This window comes from Pseudoalteromonas sp. BZA4 (genome assembly GCF_040104395.1).
In the GTDB taxonomy this organism is placed as follows: domain Bacteria; phylum Pseudomonadota; class Gammaproteobacteria; order Enterobacterales; family Alteromonadaceae; genus Pseudoalteromonas.
In genome coordinates this window covers 22,896-39,524 of sequence record NZ_JBECOT010000009.1, presented here as the reverse complement: position 1 = coordinate 39,524, position 16,629 = coordinate 22,896, and the positions used below count along the sequence as shown (strand labels likewise).

Genomic DNA, 16,629 nt, shown 5'->3' with positions numbered 1-16,629 from the left:
TTACATCGCTTTTTTAAGGCTTTGCAGATATTTTCGTGTTACTAAAATTTGGGGAAATAGCCAAAGCTTGCTAAAATTCGCCGACAAAGTTGGGAGTGAATATGCCGCAAATAGAAAAAAGTGCGCTGGTAATGTACAGCAGCAAAGAAATGTTTGATTTAGTGAATGATGTTGATGCTTATCCAGAGTTTTTACCACATTGCTCAGATGCAAAAATCGTTACACAACAAGCCAGTGGCATGACGGCCAGTTTAGAGATCTCAAAAGCCGGCTTAAAAAAGTGGTTCACTACCGAAAATACCTTTATTGATGAGCAAACTGTTGCACTACGCTTAGTCGACGGCCCATTTAAAAAGCTGCAAGGTAAATGGCATTTTTTACCGCTGGACGATAAAGCATGTAAAGTTCAGCTTCACCTTGAGTTTGAATTTGCTAGTAAACTTATTGAGATGGCTTTCGGTAAAGTATTTAACGAAGTCGCTAAGAACATGGTTAATGCATTTACACAACGCGCTAAAACTGTATATGGAGTTCGCCCATGATCACTGTTGAAGTGGTTTTTGCCTTACCTACAACGGCAACTAGTTTGCTGGTAGAAGTGCCAGTAGGCACTACAGCTGAGCAAGCGGTGATTAAGTCAGGTATTATTGATAAGTGCCCTGAAATAGACGCAAATAACCTAACGCTTGGGATTTGGAATCGTACTTGTAAACTGCATCAAGAAGTAAAAGATGGCGATCGCATAGAAATCTATCGACCGCTTATTGCTGATCCAAAGGATGCACGCAGACGCCGGGCTGAAAAAGCCAAAGAAGAGGGCCGAGCCAACAAAGTGACGGGCGGTCGCCCTTTAAATAAAGCATAAAAAAAGGGTAGCTTAGGCTACCCTTAATAATTTGCGCTGCTATTACTCTTGTTCAAGCGGCGTATTAAATTCGCTAGGTTGTTCATAGTCTCCCGACAACGAAACAAGCTTATCGTTTTCAAAGTTAATAGTGAGTGACTTACGTTGCTCGTTGCTACGACCAAGGTTGAATACGTACAGGTAGTGCCAGGTATTTTTATCAAATGAGTCTTCAGCTACTGGCTTGCCTAGTACATACAGTACTTGCTCGCGAGTCATATTTACACGAAGCTTATCTACATCTGATTGCTCTAAGAAGTTACCTTGAGGAATGTTGATTCGGTAAACCCAGCTTGAACACCCTGCTGTAGCACTTAAAGTAAGGGTAAGTACTAACCAAAAAGAAAAAGTTTTAAACGACTGCATTATTTGTTTGAATCCTTATTTTTTATACACTGCATGATACCGATTAGTCACAGAAGGTAAAACCCTTTTCAGTAATTGTTTTTACTGAAATGCGATTAACAATCACGAGGCACAGATTTGACCACAGCAAACCCAGAAAGTTTACAGCAGCCTATAAAAAACAACGAAAATTCAGAGGCCCTGTGGCATTTGTATATAGTGCAAACACGTTTAGGTCATTGGTACACTGGGATCAGCACTAACGTTGAAAAGCGTTTTATGCAGCATCAAGCGGGAAAAGGGGCTAAAAACCTCAAAGGCAAAGGGCCTTTAACACTTATCTATCAACAGCAGGTAGGTAATCGTAGTGAAGCAACTAAACTTGAAATAAGCGTAAAAAAGCTCAGCAAAGCACAAAAAAGGCAGTTTGTTTTAACCTCTGAACTACCCAAATAGCTAACTTGGAAGCCTTTCAATAAATAGGGCTATCTTCGCCATGGCATATTCGAACAATGTAAAGTCGATGTGCGCCGCTGTGTCAGTGCTTTGATGATGATGTTTATCGTGTCCGATGCCAAAATAAATGTAAGGGATCCCGGCTTTAGCGAATGAATAATGGTCACTTGCTCTGCGCCAATCAACTTTGAGATCAAATAATCGATTCAGCCTCGCTGACGAGCTAGTTGCCATAAAGGTTAGCTGCTCATCAGATAGGGTTTTAATGTCAGTTTGATATTGCGCTAGTGATTGCTTATCTAAAAACACATAGATACGCGGTTTTCGTGGGTTTACAACGAGCATATCTAAATTAATATTAAGTTTGATTTCGTCTTTATTAAGTGTTGATGCCAAGTACTCGCTACCATGTAGGCCATTTTCTTCTGCATCGGTTGCAACAAAAATTAATTGATAGGGCTGGGGGCTTTGTGCAAAGTGCTCAGCTAAATAAAGTAAAGCGGCAACGCCGCTGGCATTGTCATTAGCACCAGGATAAAGCCGACTGCCTTTTTGCCCTAGGTGATCATAGTGGGCAGTAAAAATAACTTTTTTACAGTTTTCACAGCGGCTATTTTGGGACGCAATAATGTTCCGTCCTTTAGCCTTGCCAAAGAATCCTGATTGATAAGTAAAACCTTGTTCATTAACCGAATAGCCAAGTGCTACAAAGCGCTCTACTATGAAGTCGGCGGCTAATTTCGAGCCCTTGGTATTCGTTTTTCGTCCTGCAAATTGGGCCGATGTTAGCGTTATGATGTCTTGTTCTAAGTCTGTATTGGCAAAAGCTTGCCCAATGCTTATCAGTACAGCACTAGCGGTAATCAATAAGCTTTGCAGTATGCGAGCGAAGCGCTTGTAATTTACTTTCGTAACGCTGTTTATCATGATCAAAGTCTGCTTTATTGTTTGCCATAGTTAAATACTTTTTAGCCAGTTTTAAGTCCCCCAATTGATAGTAGGTTCTCGCTAAACCAAAATCAGTATCATGCAGGGTTGGATTTAAGTCACGGGCTTTTTTGTAGTGCTTTAAGGCATCTTGATAACGGGCGGTTGTATAGGCGTCATTTCCTAAAGAAATATGATAATACGGGTTTGCTTGGCGCTTTTTATCAAGCTTGGCTAATATAGCTTGACCTTGCTCTTTACGATCAGTGAGGTTATAGAGTCTTGCTAAATTGCCTAATGCGGTGTTGTTGTCAGGATCTAAACTAATCGCGTATTGGTAGGCTGTTTCAGCATTTTGATAGTCACTTGTTAATCTGAATAATACCCCAAGGTTGCCCCATGCACCTGAGTAGTTGCTATCAATATCAACTGCTGCTTTGTAATAGCTAAAAGCAGTATCATAATCATGTTTTAGCATCGCAGCTGCACCTTTATTGTTATAAAACATTGCTGTGATGCGGGCTTTATTGATGTTGCTAGTTTTAAACGCTTCTTGGCGGCTGTTAGGGTCAAAGTCTATTACTAAAGAGCGCTCTTCTGGGTAAATGACTTTTCTATTTACCACAAGTTTTTGAGCTTCACTTACTTTTAAGTTGATATGGCCTGTGAGTAAATTAAAGCCATTATCAAGTGCCCAATATTCTGGGATATGCACTTTTTGAAATTGTCCTGCAAGGCTAAGGTAGTCAGCAAGACTATAGGCTAAAATCGATAACGATAAACAGTTGGCGTTTAAATTTGAGTAGGCTTGATTAGCGGTTAAGGTCGCACCAGATTGATAAGATAAAGACGCATCGCCATTTTGCAACAGGAACTTCAGCAAACGTTTAGTGCTTTGCAATGAACGGCTGTCTTTTGGAAAAGCACTATCAAGTTGCTCTTTAACATGTTCGCTTAATGCAAAAATCTCTTGTTGAGTTTCAACTGGGGTTTGATTAAACGTATTACTTTGCGTCAAAGCAAATGGTGGGGGAGCGGTGTTATTTTCTGTACTACTACAAGCTGTTAATAAGCAAAAGCTTGAGGCTAAAACAATGCTAGATAATTTCATCTGACCCTCTTAAATCATGGCCTAATACCATTTAAGTATAGGCCGTGAATGAAAAAGGGTCAGGGTTAACTGTTACAAAACGTGTCAGCGTTTATCAAACGTCGCAACAAGGTCATCAAGGGTTTGCGCACTGTTCGCTAAGTCTTTGATTGCTTGTTCACTGTCAATTTGTTCACGCATGACGTTATCACTAATGTCACTTATTTGCTCAATGTTACGACCCACATCTGCCACAACATTACTTTGCTCTTCGGTCGCAGTTGCTATTAAGGTTGCCATATCGTTTATTTCATTGGCAGCATCGTTAATGGCATTAAGTAATTCAACAGAGCTCTGCATTGCATCAACGCTTAATTGAGCTTGTGATTTTGAGTGATTAATATGATTAACCACTAAATCAGAGGTACTGGTAAGTTCACTGATCATAGTTTGAATTTCAGTTGTTGATTGTGAAGTGCGATTTGCAAGTGCTCTTACTTCATCTGCTACAACAGCAAAGCCTCGGCCGTGCTCACCCGCACGAGCAGACTCAATCGCCGCATTAAGTGCTAACAAGTTAGTTTGCTCAGAAATACCCCTGATAGAGTCAACAATACTGGCAATGGCTTGCGTTTTGTTGGCCAGCTCGTTTACTTGCTCGGTGATATTATCGATATCACATGCCAGCTCTATTATCGCTTCTTTACTTTGCGTTACCTGAGTATGGCTTTGTTCAGTGTTCTGCTTACTATTCTCAGTAAGCTTAGCCGTGTTCGCTGCGCTTGAGGCAATTTCTTGCACTGTCGCACCCATTTCATTAATCGCCGCAGCAACCGAGATAGTTTGCTCTTTTTGATTATCAAGCGCTTCTGAGTTCTTTTGTGCTTGCTGAAATACATGATCAGCGCTTTGTCTGATTTCACTACTCTCTTGAGCTACTTGGCTAATTGCAGTTTCAATCTTAGAGATAAATTGGTTAAAGCCTGCAGATAAGTTAGCAAGTTCTGGCTGCTCAGAGTCAGGAAGTCTATATGCTAAGTTAGCATCACCAGAGCCTAAACGGGTGAATAACTCAGCCATTTTCGACAGCGGCGATGAAAGCGTGCGTGCAAGCACTAAACCAGCAAAACTTGCGATCAGCGCAATCACTATTGCAAAGCTAATAATTTGCCATTGTAAAACCTGAATACTTGAAAACACTTCGTGCTTAGGCACTTGGGCAATAACAAATAAATCGGTGTTTTTAATTGGACTTGCAGCCACTAAGGTTGCTTCACCATTAAGATCAATCTCTCGTAAATTGAAGTCGCTTTGCGTTAGCAGAGTACGCGTGATACCTGTTTTATAAACGTCATCCAACTTAGCTTTAGCGACTTTTTTTTCGTCTTTATGCAGCTGAATGAGGCCGTTTTTATCGGCAACAAATACAAAACCTGTTTCTTCAATTTGGAAGCGCTGCAGCATAGCCTGCATATCGTCAATGCTTTTAGCAAGGCCTGCTAAACCAATGCCGTTGGTTTGCTGGTGGTTTACAAACATTTTCACATCAGTCGGTGATTCTTGATAGATACTGATAGAAAAAGGTTGTGCGGTGTTTGTAAACGCAAAAAACCAACCATCTTGTTCTTTAGTTAAAACGCGCAAGAAGCCGTCTTGGTTCCAATATTGTGCGGTCTCACGATTAGCCCACGAAGCGGTTGCTAAATCGTATTGCTTAACAAGGCGGTTAAGTTCTTTTAGCAGTGTTTTATCATCAGTATTGCCTGAACGCGCCCACTCTAATACAAATTCGTTACTAGAGAGTTGCTCAGCTGCACTGATCATTTGATTTATATCGTGAGTAATATAGTTATCAATAGCTTGAAGTTTGCTAGGTAGCTCAGATTCAATCATTCGTTGTTCGATGATTTGTTTTGCACTGTATATCGCTGTTGCGCCGATTAACGCAGCAACAATGAGGGCAATTGAACTGCCAAGCAGTGTAATTTTTTTAGTAATGGTGAGTTGATTTAACGCCATGAAAGAGTCTTAGTTTACAACATTTAAGTCAGTAATTTTAGCATACACTTTACAGATGACGAATCAATGTAGGGACAAAAAAAAGCCCAAAGCATATAAGCAATTGGGCTTGGTTTCTAACAAGCGAAACTTACTTTCCAGGGTTAAACAATTTTCTTCATTGCTGACATGTAACCACGTAGCTTGCTACCAATGATTTCAACCGGGTGCTCGCGTAGTGCTTTATTCACGGCAATCAAGGTTTGGTTATCAACTTGGTTGCTAGCACTATCAAGTCCTTTACCAATCACATCAGTGTCGATGTCTTTCATAAAGTCTTGTAGAAGCGGTAAACACGCGTGGTTGTATAAGTAACAGCCATACTCTGCAGTATCTGAAATAGTTCGGTTCATTTCGAAAAGCTTCTTACGAGCAATGGTGTTTGCGATAAGCGGCGTTTCGTGTAGTGATTCATAATAAGCAGATTCAGCGATGATACCTGCCGCAGTCATGGTTTCGAATGCAAGCTCAACACCTGCTTTAACCATTGCAACCATTAAAATACCTTGGTCGAAGAATGCTTGCTCGCTGATCTCTTGGTCGGTATTTTGTTGCTTTTCGAATGCAGTTTCGGCAGTTTCTGCGCGCCATGCTAGTAATTTTGCGTCATCTTCAGCCCAGTCAGCCATCATACCGCGAGAGAATTCGCCGCTGATGATATCGTCCATGTGCTTGTTATAAAGCGGGCGCATAATTGTTTTAAGCTCTTCACTTAATTCAAATGCTTTCACTTTTGCTGGGTTTGATAAACGGTCAAGCATGTTAGTTACACCACCATACTTAAGTGCTTCAGTGATTACTTCCCAACCGTATTGGATTAGTTTTGATGCGTAACTTGCATCAATGCCTTTTTCCACCATTTTATCGAAGCAAAGTAGTGAGCCTGTTTGTAACATGCCGCACAGAATCGTTTGCTCACCCATTAAGTCAGATTTAACTTCTGCAATAAATGACGATTTTAATACACCCGCACGATGACCGCCGGTACCTGCTGCATATGCTTTCGCTTGCGCTAAACCATGGCCTTGAGGGTCGTTTTCTGGGTGAACCGCAATTAATGTTGGTACACCAAAGCCACGTTTGTATTCTTCACGTACTTCTGAACCAGGGCACTTAGGTGCAACCATGATTACTGTTAAGTCTTCACGGATTTGCATGCCTTCTTCAACAATGTTGAAGCCATGTGAATAAGCAAGTGTTGCACCTTGCTTCATTAACGGCATGATGGCAGTTACAACAGCCGTATGTTGTTTATCAGGCGTTAGGTTTAATACCACATCTGCTGTTGGAATAAGCTCTTCATATGTGCCTACAGTAAAACCATTTTCAGATGCGTTTAAGAAAGATTGACGACGCTCAGCAATCGCTGATTCACGAAGTGTGTAAGAAACATCTAAACCTGAATCACGTAAATTTAAACCTTGGTTAAGGCCTTGTGCGCCACAACCGACAATAACGAGTTTTTTCCCTTTTAAAGCGTCTACACCATCAGCAAACTCTGCTGGGTCCATAAATTCACACTGCGCTAATTGCGCTAACTGCTCTCTTAAAGGAAGAGTATTAAAATAATTCGCCATTGTTAGTGTCCTATAAATACAATTTTGTTAGAAAATCAAAGAACCGACGTGGTGTTCTTTGTATGTATTAACACTATGCAATTTTTTGCCTTGCGTAAAATGATATATTTGAATTAAAGTATTTCATAAAATGAAATGGTGGCGATATGGATCACAAACATCTTAATTACTTTTTGGCGTTAGCTAAGACGCTGCACTTTGCCAGAGCCAGTGAGCTTTGCCATATCAGTGCGCCAACTTTGAGCCGCAACATCAAGCAACTTGAAGAAGAAGTTGGGGTAGTGCTGTTTAATCGGGACAATCGCACCGTAAAATTAACCCGTGAGGGTGAGTCATTTATTGAGTACGCTAATGCAACGCTTGCTAACTGGCACCGTTTTAAGGCTAATGTACAAGAGCCGCAACAGCATGTTTATGGCAATGTCAGTATTTATTGCTCAGTAACCGCCTCATATAGTTTTTTACACCAAATACTTGAGCAACTGCGAATGCAGCATCCATATATTGAAATTACCCTCAATACAGGTGATCCTGCTCTTGCAATAAATCGTGTTTTAGACGGCCATGAAGATATGGCAATTGCTGCAAAACCGATGAAGTTACCGGGGCAAATAGCCTTTACCAGCGTTGGTTACTCACCATTAGTATTGATAGCACCAAAAATAGTGTGCCCGATCAGTGAAAAGCTTTCTGACAATGAACAAATTGATTGGTCAGATTTAGAATTTATTGTTGCTGAGCAGGGGTTATCTAGGCAGCGGCTTGAGCAGTGGTGGCGTAAAAAAAATATCCATGGCCGAATTTATGCGCAGGTTGCTGGCCACGAAGCCATGGTTTCTATGGTGAGCTTAGGTTTAGGCATTGCCATGGTGCCCAAAATTGTACTAGATAACAGCCCACTTAAAGATAAAGTACAAATAGTGAGTGATGCGGAGCAGACTATTGCAGGATTTGAAATTGGCCTAGCTGTTTTAAATAAAGAGCGCCATGATCCGGCACTCAACGCCATTTGGAGTATTGCTCAATCACTTACTCAGCAAGCAATATAGTTTAAAATATAGTGGCTACGACTTTACTGCTAACTATATTATGTTGATACAAATGGTTTATTTTTATTAATTATTTAGTATTGGTTTTTGTAAAAAATGTTCGTGTTTTTTACTGGTTTTACGTTTGCAAAATCCTTTTTCATTGATTTTTCTCTTAGTGTTGTTAACTTAATTTAAATAATAAAATTTTCATGGCCTAGACTCATGATACTTTCAGCGCAAGCCGAACATTCTTTAAGCTACTCGAGCCATTGTTTGAAGCTCGCAATTCCTTTAATGGTAAAATACAAAATGCCAATTACACCGCTTAATTATGCGCTTTGGTATTGCTATGTTAGCGAAAAGAATCAAGACTTAAACAAAGAGCTTGATAGTATTATTAAAAAATACAATACCTGCAGTCATGAGCAGGCAAAAAAACTTTTCAACAAGTACTTATCTAGAGATGACTTAGCTCTTTTTTATCAGCTTTCGAGTGGCTTTAATGATGTTGTTGGCAGGGTGCATCAAGATATCAATGAAGCGCTTAGTTATTCAGCTGATTTTAACGAAGCCCTACAAGAATGCCGAGAAAAGCTAAATACAGCTGATATAAGCCAAGAAAGTGGCTTTGATGATGTACTTGATTGTGTAGAGCGTTTAAGTGATGAATCGGCTGCATTGCAAAGCCGTGCACAAGATTTTCAAAATCAGCTTGCGCTGGCTTATTCAGAAATTACAGAATTAAAACAAGAGCTTGTTAGGTCACGAAGTAAAGCCGAAAAAGATCCACTTACAGGGCTATACAATCGCGGTAAATTTGATGAAGATATCACGCGGTTTTGTCAAACCAATAACCTAGCCGAAGTCGCCGTTCTTACTATGGTCGATATCGATCACTTTAAGCAATTTAACGACACCTTTGGCCATCAAAAAGGGGATCAAGTTTTGCGTGCAGTTTCAGCAAAACTACTTAAACATGTATCTAGTGTTGGTCAGGCCTATCGTTATGGTGGTGAAGAGTTTTGCTTCACCGCACAGTTTGCCAGTATCAGTGACATGACTAATTTTACTCAGCAATTACGTCAAGCTGTAACCAAATTACAAATTAAAGATCCTAAATCTAATAAGGTGTTAAGCCAAGTAACAGCCAGTTTTGGTATTGCTATAAAAGCTAAAACTAGTAATCCAGAACAACTCATAGCAAAAGCTGATAAAGCACTCTATTTAGCCAAAGAGCATGGCCGAAATCGTATCGAAATCGTCGAAGAGTAACAAACTTAATCGATATATGTATCAAATTTGTGAATAGTTGTAACCTTGCAACGACAGTTTGTTCACATCTTGATATTATGGTCTTATTGCAAAAACCTCTTTGGTCGTAAAATAACAATGAAATCTCAAACGATCAGGATGTGCGCAGCGGTGTATGCCTTGTTTGGCATGCTATTGAGTCAAGCAAGTGCTGATGATTCAACGCGCACTGAACGTGAAAGCCGTGTGACAAATCAACAGATTGATACCCAGCAGTGGCACCTAAGTATTAATACGGGAGCTGGGGTGATCACGAACCCGCTTCATGGTGGTGATAACTTACCATTAATTGTGATGCCTGAAATCGCATTTTATGGTGAAAAATGGTTCTTTGATAATGGCCGTTTAGGTTATTCATTCCAAGAAAGCGATACTCATGTTGTTAATTTTGTTACCGAGTTCAACCCTGAGACTCGCTTCTTTATAGATTTTCACCCTAGCAATGTTTTCGCACTGCAAACATCGAATAGCTTTATTGTTGAATCGACCACTAGTAATGAACTGGCAGAAAAGTCAGTATCTACGAACGATATTAAAAAAAGACGATGGGCATTAGATGCTGGCTTAAGCTATCACTATATTCATAATAATCATGTGATTTCTTTACAGGCACTAGCCGATGTTTCAGGTGTTTATAAAGGTCTTCGTAGTGCATTGCAATGGCAGTCACATCACCAAATAGGAAACCTATCTGTCGCACCTAGTTTAGGGGTCTGGTACAAATCAGCCAGACTAAATGATTATTTTTATGGTTTATCGGCTAAAGAGTCCTCATATGGGGAAATAGATGTTGGCAGTAGCTGGCAACCTTATGCTAAAATCGACGCTCGTTGGCCAATGAGTGAGGCTAACTCTCTTCGTTTTCATTTAGCATATTATGACTACTCAGCCGTGGATGACAGTCCGCTTTTTGAACACACGTACTCGATGACTGCATTTATAGGATTCAATCATATTTTTTAATATGAAGTATTTTGTTTTTAGTCTGTGTGTGTTTGCTGCTGTTATTTGGGCTACCCCAAGCCATGCGCAAGCGACTCAGTTTGATATCACGCCAAAAGTGTGTGTTGTATTACAACAGCACGAATTTTGTGATCTTGAGTTAAAAATCAGCTGGCAAACACAGCTGCCTCAAGATCTGTGTTTGTTTCAAAATAACCAACAAATTCAATGCTGGAACGACAGCAAAAAAGGGCTTTACAGCCATAAAGCGCGGGTTCAGGTTGAAACAATATACTCCTTAGTCAATCCGCACACGGGGAGCAAAATTGCGACCGCAAAAGTCGAAGTGCAAAGCACCGAAGCAAAAACAACGAGGCGTAGATTACGCTCACCGTGGAGCTTTTTTTAATTCAGGAGCAACCAATGGCAAAGATTTTACTTGTTGAAGATGATCTCGGCTTACAGCAGTTAACACGTGATTACCTTCAACATAATGGGTTGGATGTTGCGGTCCTTGAACGCGGCGACGAAGTATTTGAATACCTTGAAAACAACCCAGTTGATTTAATGATTTTAGATGTCATGTTACCGGGTAAAGATGGCTTTAGCGTTTGCCGTCAGGTACGTGATAAATTTAGCTTACCTATCTTAATGCTGACAGCTAAAGGTGAGGACTTTGACCAAGTGATTGGCCTTGAACTTGGCGCAGATGATTATGTAATTAAGCCTGCAGAACCTCGTGTATTGTTAGCACGTATCAATGCATTGTTACGTCGCGGTCAAGCTACAAACAAAGCGCCAGAAGAGCTTAGCTTTGGCGATTTAACCATTGATAAAACTAGCCGCATTGTTACACTTAAAGGCAGTGAAATTACACTGACTTCTCATGAATTTGAGCTGCTTTGGTTGCTTGCGTCAAATGCTGGTGAAGTGTTAAGTCGTGAGCATGTTCATCAACACATGATTGGTCGTCAATATGATGGTTTAGACCGAACCGTTGACGTACGTGTATCGCGTATCCGTAAGAAATTAGGTGATAACAGTGATAAACCATACCGAATTAAAACAGTTTGGGGACAGGGTTACCTTTTCGTATCTGACGCATGGGATATGTAATTTTTAATGGGGAAACTATTTGCTAGCTTATATCTTTATATAATAGTTTCTCTGTTTCTAGTTAGTGGGGTCATAGAGCAGTTATGGCCCTACGAAGAAACGCAACAGCAAATAGCCCTAGACCAAGAATTTGGTAAATCTCTGTGGTTATTAAGCCAAACTGAAAATGGCTTAGCGACACTCCAACAAGAATTCGAAAGCGAGATAATTAATCTCACCGACCTTGCTTTACCAAGTGACCTAAAAACGCAGTTGCAAACTGACCACTACCTATATTTGTTTAACCAAGAGCAAAAAGTCGTTTGGTACATAGCCCTCAATAACACTCAGCTTTTGCAAGTAGGCCCACTTTCTATTGAGAACCCCAACTTTAGCTCCGTTTGGCCTTACTTTTTATTATTGACCGTGATTGGCGTGCCAATTGGGCTATGGAGCCTATTGCTGTGGCGCGATTTTAATAAACTTACTCTTGCTTGTGAGGCTGTAGGGGGGGCACAAGACTTTGAACTTCACGATGCCTCTAAATCATTTTTTCTGCCAATTACGGATACACTTAACGCGATGCAAGAGCGCATTCAATATCTTCTGGCAGCGCAGCAAGAGCTGACTTCTTCCGTTTCGCATGAATTTAGAACCCCCCTTGCGCGGTTAAAGTTCGCTGTTGCGATGCTTGAAGAGCAAATCGAGAATGAAAAATCCTACACTTACATTGATAACATGCAGGCAGATATTGCAGAGCTTGAAGCACTGGTGTCAGAAATGCTTGAATACGCGCGACTTGATTCACACCAACCAAGCTTAAAGCCCCGTTCCTGTGACCTGACAGCGCTTATTAACAGTGTGGTGAATAAGCTTGAGTTTGCTACTGATATAGAGGTCGCAGTGAGTGCTCCTAAGCAGCTCTACTACGAGTGTGACGAGCATTTTATGGCGCGTTGTATTCAAAACCTATTAGGTAATGCACAAAAATACGCAAACCATAAAATTCATGTAAGTGTTGAAGAATTAGGGGATTCAATACAAATAAGTGTTGAAGACGACGGCCCAGGGATCGCTAAATCTGAGTGGCAAAGTATTTTTAAGCCATTTACTCGTTTAGATAAAAGTCGTGACAAGAAAACTGGCGGCTTTGGGTTAGGGCTTGCCATTGTCGCTAAAATTGTTAGTTGGCATCAAGGGCAGTCTGAGGTGTGTGACTCACCATTAGGTGGAGCTAAATTTACTATTCATTTGTTTAAAAGTAACTCGCTTTAAATTGCAGGCATAAAAAAAGCGCCTAGGGCGCTTTTTAAAGATTAAAACCAAAAATAAACAAGTAGCAAAGTAATAGACCGCACTTAATTATAAAAGTTCGAAAAAAGTTTAATTATTTTTCATCTAATAATGGCATTAGCATTTTTTCAAGGCCATTGAGCTTCACTTCATACATCATTGCTAGCTGTGCACCTAACTGGGAATCAGGAAATCCTTGCTGTTTAAACCACACTAAATAAGGCTCTGGCAGCAACAATAAAGGGCGGCCAGCGTACTTTCCAAATGGCATCTTAGTATTTATGGCGCGTTTGAGTTGAGCTGTATCCATCTTTATCTCAAAGAAATTTTAAAGCTAGATGATACGGTAAAAAGAGGAGAGAAAATAGGCTGTGACGGGCAAGAAACAGCCTATTTAGTGAGGGATGTAGGCCCTCAGAATAACAACCACTAATTAATTACGGCGTATTAGTGTAGCTGGTGACGACGCTTTTTCGTGAAGCCAAGTTTATTTAGCTTAACGACAATAGCTGGGTCGTCGATTCGTTCTGGTGTCTCACCGTCACGAAGAAAATGATCACTTGGTACTTGATATACATCGAGCATCTTGTTGAATAGCACTGTTCTGATATCCATTGCAGTCATGCCATTATTTTGTAACTCATCAAGTTGCTGCTGAATATCTGAAAGTTTCCCAGCACGTGCATCATCCGTGTTTGCTAAAAACTCGTTGGTAAACTTATTTTTCATTTAAACAACCTCAATCCATCTAACAAGTGCTGTGAAATAAACAGCGGTACAACAACACTGTTAAACTTTTTTGTGTTAAAAATAGATACTTAGCTAAGCATCTTGAAATTAATTCTACTCTTTTTTTTAGCCTGATTGCTAATCTGGATGTAAAGCTTTGTAAATAAGCTTGACCCAATAGAGGGACTGATTTGGCTTGTCGTGAAAACTAGTTAGCCAACTAACTGAATACAGTGAAAATAATTCTCAGTACCATGAAAAGGTACCGAGAATTATTTTTTACATTAAGAGAAAAGTTTTTGTTTTACATGCTCTGCGAAGCCGCTACCAGCTTCTAAATAGAAGTTATAAGTAGAGTCGACCCCCATATCTTCTAGTTCTTTTTGCTGATCTGGGTAGTTTGCAATGGCTGTAACTTGACCTTCATAACCAGAAGCACGCAGTTGCTCTAAGGCAAAAATATTTTGCATGTGTTTTGGCATTGCAAGCATCACCATACCTACATGTGAGTGGTTTACCCGCTGCCAAAAGTCAGGGTCAGTGGCATCAGCAAGTAACACTCTGCGGCCACGTTTAATATGCTTATCAACAACATCTGGCTTAATATCGATACCAGCGACAAGGTTAGGGTGAGTTTGGCTGATTGTTTCATAGGCACCTGTACCAATTCGACCCATACCAAAGATCACGATTTTAGTGTCATTTAGATTAACTGGCAGCTCTTCTGCAAGACGGCTGTCGCTTTCAAATTTTAGTAGCCAATGTTCTATTTTTACATACACTTCATTCGAGCGTTTATTTAATGGTGATGCGAGTATAAAGGTGATTGACACAGCGATAGCCATGACGGCTAGCCATTCAGATGTGATCATATTGCTGGTGGCCGCAACGGCGCAGACAATTAAACCAAATTCACTGTAATTAGCTAAGCTAAACGCGCTTAATAGTGAAGTACGAGCACGTAATTTGAAGGCGTTTGTTAGCACATAATAAAGTGCAACTTTTACAGGCAAAACTAAAATAATGATGAGTGCAACAATCACGGCATGGCTGGTCAGCTCTGCATTCAAACCAATATTTAAGAAAAAACCAACCAGCAACACGTCTTTTAAATTAAGCAGTGACTTTGATAATTCACCGGCTTTTTTATGCGATGCGAACATCATACCGATAATCAACGCACCTAAATCACCTTTAAGACCTGCAAATTCGAAGGCCTGATAGCCAATAATTAGCGCAAAGAAAAAACCAAACAGGGGTAATAACTCACCATGCTTTGAGCGGTTTAATACCCAAAACATCACAGGGCGTAAAATAGGTAAACCCACTAATAATGCCAAAGCCCAAATGTTAGGTGCTTTACCTGTGCTGATGGCTAAGAAGATAACGGCAAAGATATCTTGCATAACTAAGATACCAATGGCGATTTTACCATGGAGGCTAGCCATTTCACCGCGTTCTTCAAGTACTTTTACGGCAAACACGGTGCTAGAGAAGCTAAAAGCAAAGCCGACTAATAATGCACTTTGCCAAGTAAGCTCGTTAAATAGTGGCAGTGCAAGGGCACCAAGCAACAACATAAAACCACTAAATAACGTACTGCTCAAAACAATATGCATTGAGGCGGGCGCCCAAACTTGTGGTTTCATTAAGTTTGATACTTTGAGCTTAAGACCAATGCTAAACAATAATAAAGTAACACCCAAGCTTGCCAACGTATTCAGCAGCTCGGTTGTCTTATATCCATATAGGTTGAGTGCAAAACCCGCTAATAAAAAGCCGATAAGAGGAGGCAGCTTTAACTGATAAACAGCAAAGCCACAAACGAACGCGGTAGCAAAGTAGATTAGTTCCATAGTTTTTCTTTTGACTTCATTTGTTAAAAGTGTAGCGAAATATTTGTAGTTGGAAAACAATATCAGACAGTAAGAGTTCAAAAAATAAGCACTTATACATGATTTATTGATTAATCCGCCAAAAGCATCATTTTTTCGCTGACATTAGCTTTTAATTGTGGTTAAGATGCATTAACAAAGGAATTTAAGCCATAGGTTAGAAGCTGGCTTAAGGAGAAAAGATGTTTAAGAAAATCCTTGCATCAGTAGGTATTGGTGCAGCAAAAGTTGACACTGTACTTGAGACAGAGCATTTACAACCGGGTCAAAAATTTAATGCCGTTATTGTTATTAAAGGCGGCGATGTTGATCAAGACATATCGGGTTTAGACTTAGCGCTGATGACACGTGTTAAAGTCGAAGGTGAAGATGGTGAGTACTTTACAAACCATGTAATTGAAAAGTGGCGAATTACAGATATCGGCACGATTGCAGCAGGTGCTGAAAAACATATTCCATTTGAAGCACGCCTGCACTCAGAAACACCAATCACAGAAATTAACGCTGGTTATAACCAATCACATGTGTGGCTAGAAACAGGCCTAGATATTGATTTAGCACTTGATCCAACTGATCGTGATGCACTTCATATTTATCCTAATGATGCCGTGAGCACGTTAATGGAAGCGATGAATAGACTTGGCTTTAGCTTAGTAAAAGCGGATGTTGAAAAAGGCTTCTTAAGAGCACCTACATTTCAATCACATTCGGGATGCTATCAAGAGCTAGAGTATAGACCAAACAGCCGAAGCCTATTTGGTCTACAAGAGATAGAGTTGTCGTTTGTTCCTGAAGCGCACAAAACTCATGTACTCATTGAACTTGATCGTGCCTTTAGAGGGGATGGTTATGTCGATTTAACCATTGAGCATGATCATGTAAATCTGTCGCAGCTGTGTGATCAGCTAGAACGATTATTTGCTTAGGCTAACTGCTATTAAGTTAGTTAAAACCCAGCTACGGCTGGGTTTTTTGT

Annotated in this window: 18 protein-coding genes; 10 read left to right on the top strand and 8 right to left on the bottom strand. The window is 40.3% G+C overall.

Going from position 1 to position 16,629, the window contains the following annotated elements; all coding sequences use genetic code 11:
- Positions 1–101: 101 nt before the first annotated feature.
- Both ABMY41_RS05840 and ABMY41_RS05835 read left to right on the top strand, forming a co-directional pair.
- A complete protein-coding gene (locus ABMY41_RS05840) occupies positions 102–542 on the top strand; it encodes a type II toxin-antitoxin system RatA family toxin (protein ID WP_054561884.1) in 441 nt (146 codons plus the stop codon).
- A complete protein-coding gene (locus ABMY41_RS05835; protein WP_055197025.1) occupies positions 539–865 on the top strand; it encodes an RnfH family protein in 327 nt (108 codons plus the stop codon). Before ABMY41_RS05840 ends, ABMY41_RS05835 begins: the two co-directional genes overlap by 4 nt.
- Positions 866–907: 42 nt before the next feature.
- Here the strand turns inward: ABMY41_RS05835 and bamE are convergent, their stop codons facing one another.
- On the bottom strand, positions 908–1,270 hold the full coding sequence (gene bamE, locus ABMY41_RS05830; protein WP_054551724.1) for an outer membrane protein assembly factor BamE: 363 nt from the start codon (positions 1,268–1,270) through the stop codon (positions 908–910).
- Between the two features lie 117 nt (positions 1,271–1,387).
- On the opposite strand from bamE, the gene ABMY41_RS05825 reads away from it, so the two are divergent.
- Positions 1,388–1,705, top strand: coding sequence for a GIY-YIG nuclease family protein (locus tag ABMY41_RS05825; RefSeq protein ID WP_062564301.1), 318 nt, complete (start codon positions 1,388–1,390; stop codon positions 1,703–1,705).
- Here ABMY41_RS05825 and ABMY41_RS05820 read toward each other — a convergent pair whose 3' ends face one another.
- The 4 genes from ABMY41_RS05820 to ilvC form a co-directional block, all read right to left on the bottom strand.
- Positions 1,706–2,572: a M20/M25/M40 family metallo-hydrolase gene (locus tag ABMY41_RS05820; RefSeq protein WP_349274318.1), complete on the bottom strand. Its 867-nt coding sequence runs from the start codon at positions 2,570–2,572 to the stop codon at positions 1,706–1,708.
- Positions 2,559–3,743: a tetratricopeptide repeat protein gene (locus tag ABMY41_RS05815; RefSeq protein WP_349274317.1), complete on the bottom strand. Its 1,185-nt coding sequence runs from the start codon at positions 3,741–3,743 to the stop codon at positions 2,559–2,561. Before ABMY41_RS05815 ends, ABMY41_RS05820 begins: the two co-directional genes overlap by 14 nt.
- 84 nt (positions 3,744–3,827) lie before the next feature.
- Complete coding sequence (locus ABMY41_RS05810) at positions 3,828–5,741, bottom strand: methyl-accepting chemotaxis protein (RefSeq protein ID WP_289096759.1); 1,914 nt, start codon at positions 5,739–5,741, stop codon at positions 3,828–3,830.
- Positions 5,742–5,884: 143 nt separating this feature from the next.
- Positions 5,885–7,357: a ketol-acid reductoisomerase gene (gene ilvC / locus ABMY41_RS05805; RefSeq protein ID WP_062564305.1), complete on the bottom strand. Its 1,473-nt coding sequence runs from the start codon at positions 7,355–7,357 to the stop codon at positions 5,885–5,887.
- Between the two features lie 146 nt (positions 7,358–7,503).
- On the opposite strand from ilvC, the gene ilvY reads away from it, so the two are divergent.
- The 6 genes from ilvY to ABMY41_RS05775 all read left to right on the top strand — a co-directional run bounded on the left by ilvY (position 7,504) and on the right by ABMY41_RS05775 (position 13,011).
- Positions 7,504–8,406, top strand: a complete 903-nt coding sequence (gene ilvY, locus ABMY41_RS05800) for an HTH-type transcriptional activator IlvY (RefSeq protein WP_063528050.1) — start codon at positions 7,504–7,506, stop codon at positions 8,404–8,406.
- A 204-nt stretch (positions 8,407–8,610) separates the two neighbouring features.
- Positions 8,611–9,660 carry a GGDEF domain-containing protein gene (locus ABMY41_RS05795; protein ID WP_289096758.1) on the top strand — a complete coding sequence of 350 codons (1,050 nt, stop codon included), beginning with the start codon at positions 8,611–8,613 and terminating at the stop codon, positions 9,658–9,660.
- A gap of 168 nt (positions 9,661–9,828) precedes the next feature.
- Positions 9,829–10,662, top strand: a complete 834-nt coding sequence (locus tag ABMY41_RS05790) for a MipA/OmpV family protein (RefSeq protein WP_289096848.1) — start codon at positions 9,829–9,831, stop codon at positions 10,660–10,662.
- Between the two features lies 1 nt (position 10,663).
- A complete protein-coding gene (locus ABMY41_RS05785) occupies positions 10,664–11,050 on the top strand; it encodes a DUF3019 domain-containing protein (RefSeq protein ID WP_055197014.1) in 387 nt (128 codons plus the stop codon).
- A gap of 14 nt (positions 11,051–11,064) precedes the next feature.
- Positions 11,065–11,757: a response regulator gene (locus ABMY41_RS05780; protein WP_054562019.1), complete on the top strand. Its 693-nt coding sequence runs from the start codon at positions 11,065–11,067 to the stop codon at positions 11,755–11,757.
- 6 nt (positions 11,758–11,763) lie between these two features.
- Positions 11,764–13,011 (top strand): ATP-binding protein, encoded by a 1,248-nt coding sequence (locus ABMY41_RS05775; RefSeq protein WP_349274316.1) that lies wholly within the window; start codon positions 11,764–11,766, stop codon positions 13,009–13,011.
- Between the two features lie 112 nt (positions 13,012–13,123).
- On the opposite strand, the gene ABMY41_RS05770 is transcribed toward ABMY41_RS05775, so the two are convergent.
- The 3 genes from ABMY41_RS05770 to ABMY41_RS05760 all read right to left on the bottom strand — a co-directional run bounded on the left by ABMY41_RS05770 (position 13,124) and on the right by ABMY41_RS05760 (position 15,614).
- The gene (locus ABMY41_RS05770; RefSeq protein WP_062564309.1) at positions 13,124–13,339 is read right to left on the bottom strand and encodes a DUF3820 family protein; all 216 of its coding nucleotides are present in this window, start codon (positions 13,337–13,339) and stop codon (positions 13,124–13,126) included.
- Positions 13,340–13,476: 137 nt separating this feature from the next.
- Entirely contained in the window at positions 13,477–13,758 is a 282-nt protein-coding gene (locus ABMY41_RS05765) for a hypothetical protein (protein ID WP_054561872.1), read from the bottom strand.
- A 284-nt stretch (positions 13,759–14,042) separates the two neighbouring features.
- Positions 14,043–15,614, bottom strand: coding sequence for a cation:proton antiporter family protein (locus ABMY41_RS05760; protein WP_289096756.1), 1,572 nt, complete (start codon positions 15,612–15,614; stop codon positions 14,043–14,045).
- Positions 15,615–15,835: 221 nt separating this feature from the next.
- Between ABMY41_RS05760 and ABMY41_RS05755 the strand changes: the two genes are divergently transcribed.
- Positions 15,836–16,579 (top strand): sporulation protein, encoded by a 744-nt coding sequence (locus tag ABMY41_RS05755; protein WP_289096755.1) that lies wholly within the window; start codon positions 15,836–15,838, stop codon positions 16,577–16,579.
- The last annotated feature ends 50 nt before the right edge of the window (positions 16,580–16,629 follow it).

What these genes read in the sequence shown, in the direction of transcription:
- ABMY41_RS05840 (WP_054561884.1), top strand. Translation starts at nt 102, where the DNA reads ATGCCGCAAATAGAAAAAAGTGCGCTGGTAATGTACAGCAGCAAAGAA.
- ABMY41_RS05835 (WP_055197025.1), top strand. Translation starts at nt 539, where the DNA reads ATGATCACTGTTGAAGTGGTTTTTGCCTTACCTACAACGGCAACTAGT.
- bamE (WP_054551724.1), bottom strand. Translation starts at nt 1,270, where the DNA reads ATGCAGTCGTTTAAAACTTTTTCTTTTTGGTTAGTACTTACCCTTACT.
- ABMY41_RS05815 (WP_349274317.1), bottom strand. Translation starts at nt 3,743, where the DNA reads ATGAAATTATCTAGCATTGTTTTAGCCTCAAGCTTTTGCTTATTAACA.
- ABMY41_RS05810 (WP_289096759.1), bottom strand. Translation starts at nt 5,741, where the DNA reads ATGGCGTTAAATCAACTCACCATTACTAAAAAAATTACACTGCTTGGC.
- ilvC (WP_062564305.1), bottom strand. Translation starts at nt 7,357, where the DNA reads ATGGCGAATTATTTTAATACTCTTCCTTTAAGAGAGCAGTTAGCGCAA.
- ilvY (WP_063528050.1), top strand. Translation starts at nt 7,504, where the DNA reads ATGGATCACAAACATCTTAATTACTTTTTGGCGTTAGCTAAGACGCTG.
- ABMY41_RS05795 (WP_289096758.1), top strand. Translation starts at nt 8,611, where the DNA reads ATGATACTTTCAGCGCAAGCCGAACATTCTTTAAGCTACTCGAGCCAT.
- ABMY41_RS05790 (WP_289096848.1), top strand. Translation starts at nt 9,829, where the DNA reads ATGCTATTGAGTCAAGCAAGTGCTGATGATTCAACGCGCACTGAACGT.
- ABMY41_RS05785 (WP_055197014.1), top strand. Translation starts at nt 10,664, where the DNA reads ATGAAGTATTTTGTTTTTAGTCTGTGTGTGTTTGCTGCTGTTATTTGG.
- ABMY41_RS05780 (WP_054562019.1), top strand. Translation starts at nt 11,065, where the DNA reads ATGGCAAAGATTTTACTTGTTGAAGATGATCTCGGCTTACAGCAGTTA.
- ABMY41_RS05775 (WP_349274316.1), top strand. Translation starts at nt 11,764, where the DNA reads ATGGGGAAACTATTTGCTAGCTTATATCTTTATATAATAGTTTCTCTG.
- ABMY41_RS05770 (WP_062564309.1), bottom strand. Translation starts at nt 13,339, where the DNA reads ATGGATACAGCTCAACTCAAACGCGCCATAAATACTAAGATGCCATTT.
- ABMY41_RS05765 (WP_054561872.1), bottom strand. Translation starts at nt 13,758, where the DNA reads ATGAAAAATAAGTTTACCAACGAGTTTTTAGCAAACACGGATGATGCA.
- ABMY41_RS05760 (WP_289096756.1), bottom strand. Translation starts at nt 15,614, where the DNA reads ATGGAACTAATCTACTTTGCTACCGCGTTCGTTTGTGGCTTTGCTGTT.
- ABMY41_RS05755 (WP_289096755.1), top strand. Translation starts at nt 15,836, where the DNA reads ATGTTTAAGAAAATCCTTGCATCAGTAGGTATTGGTGCAGCAAAAGTT.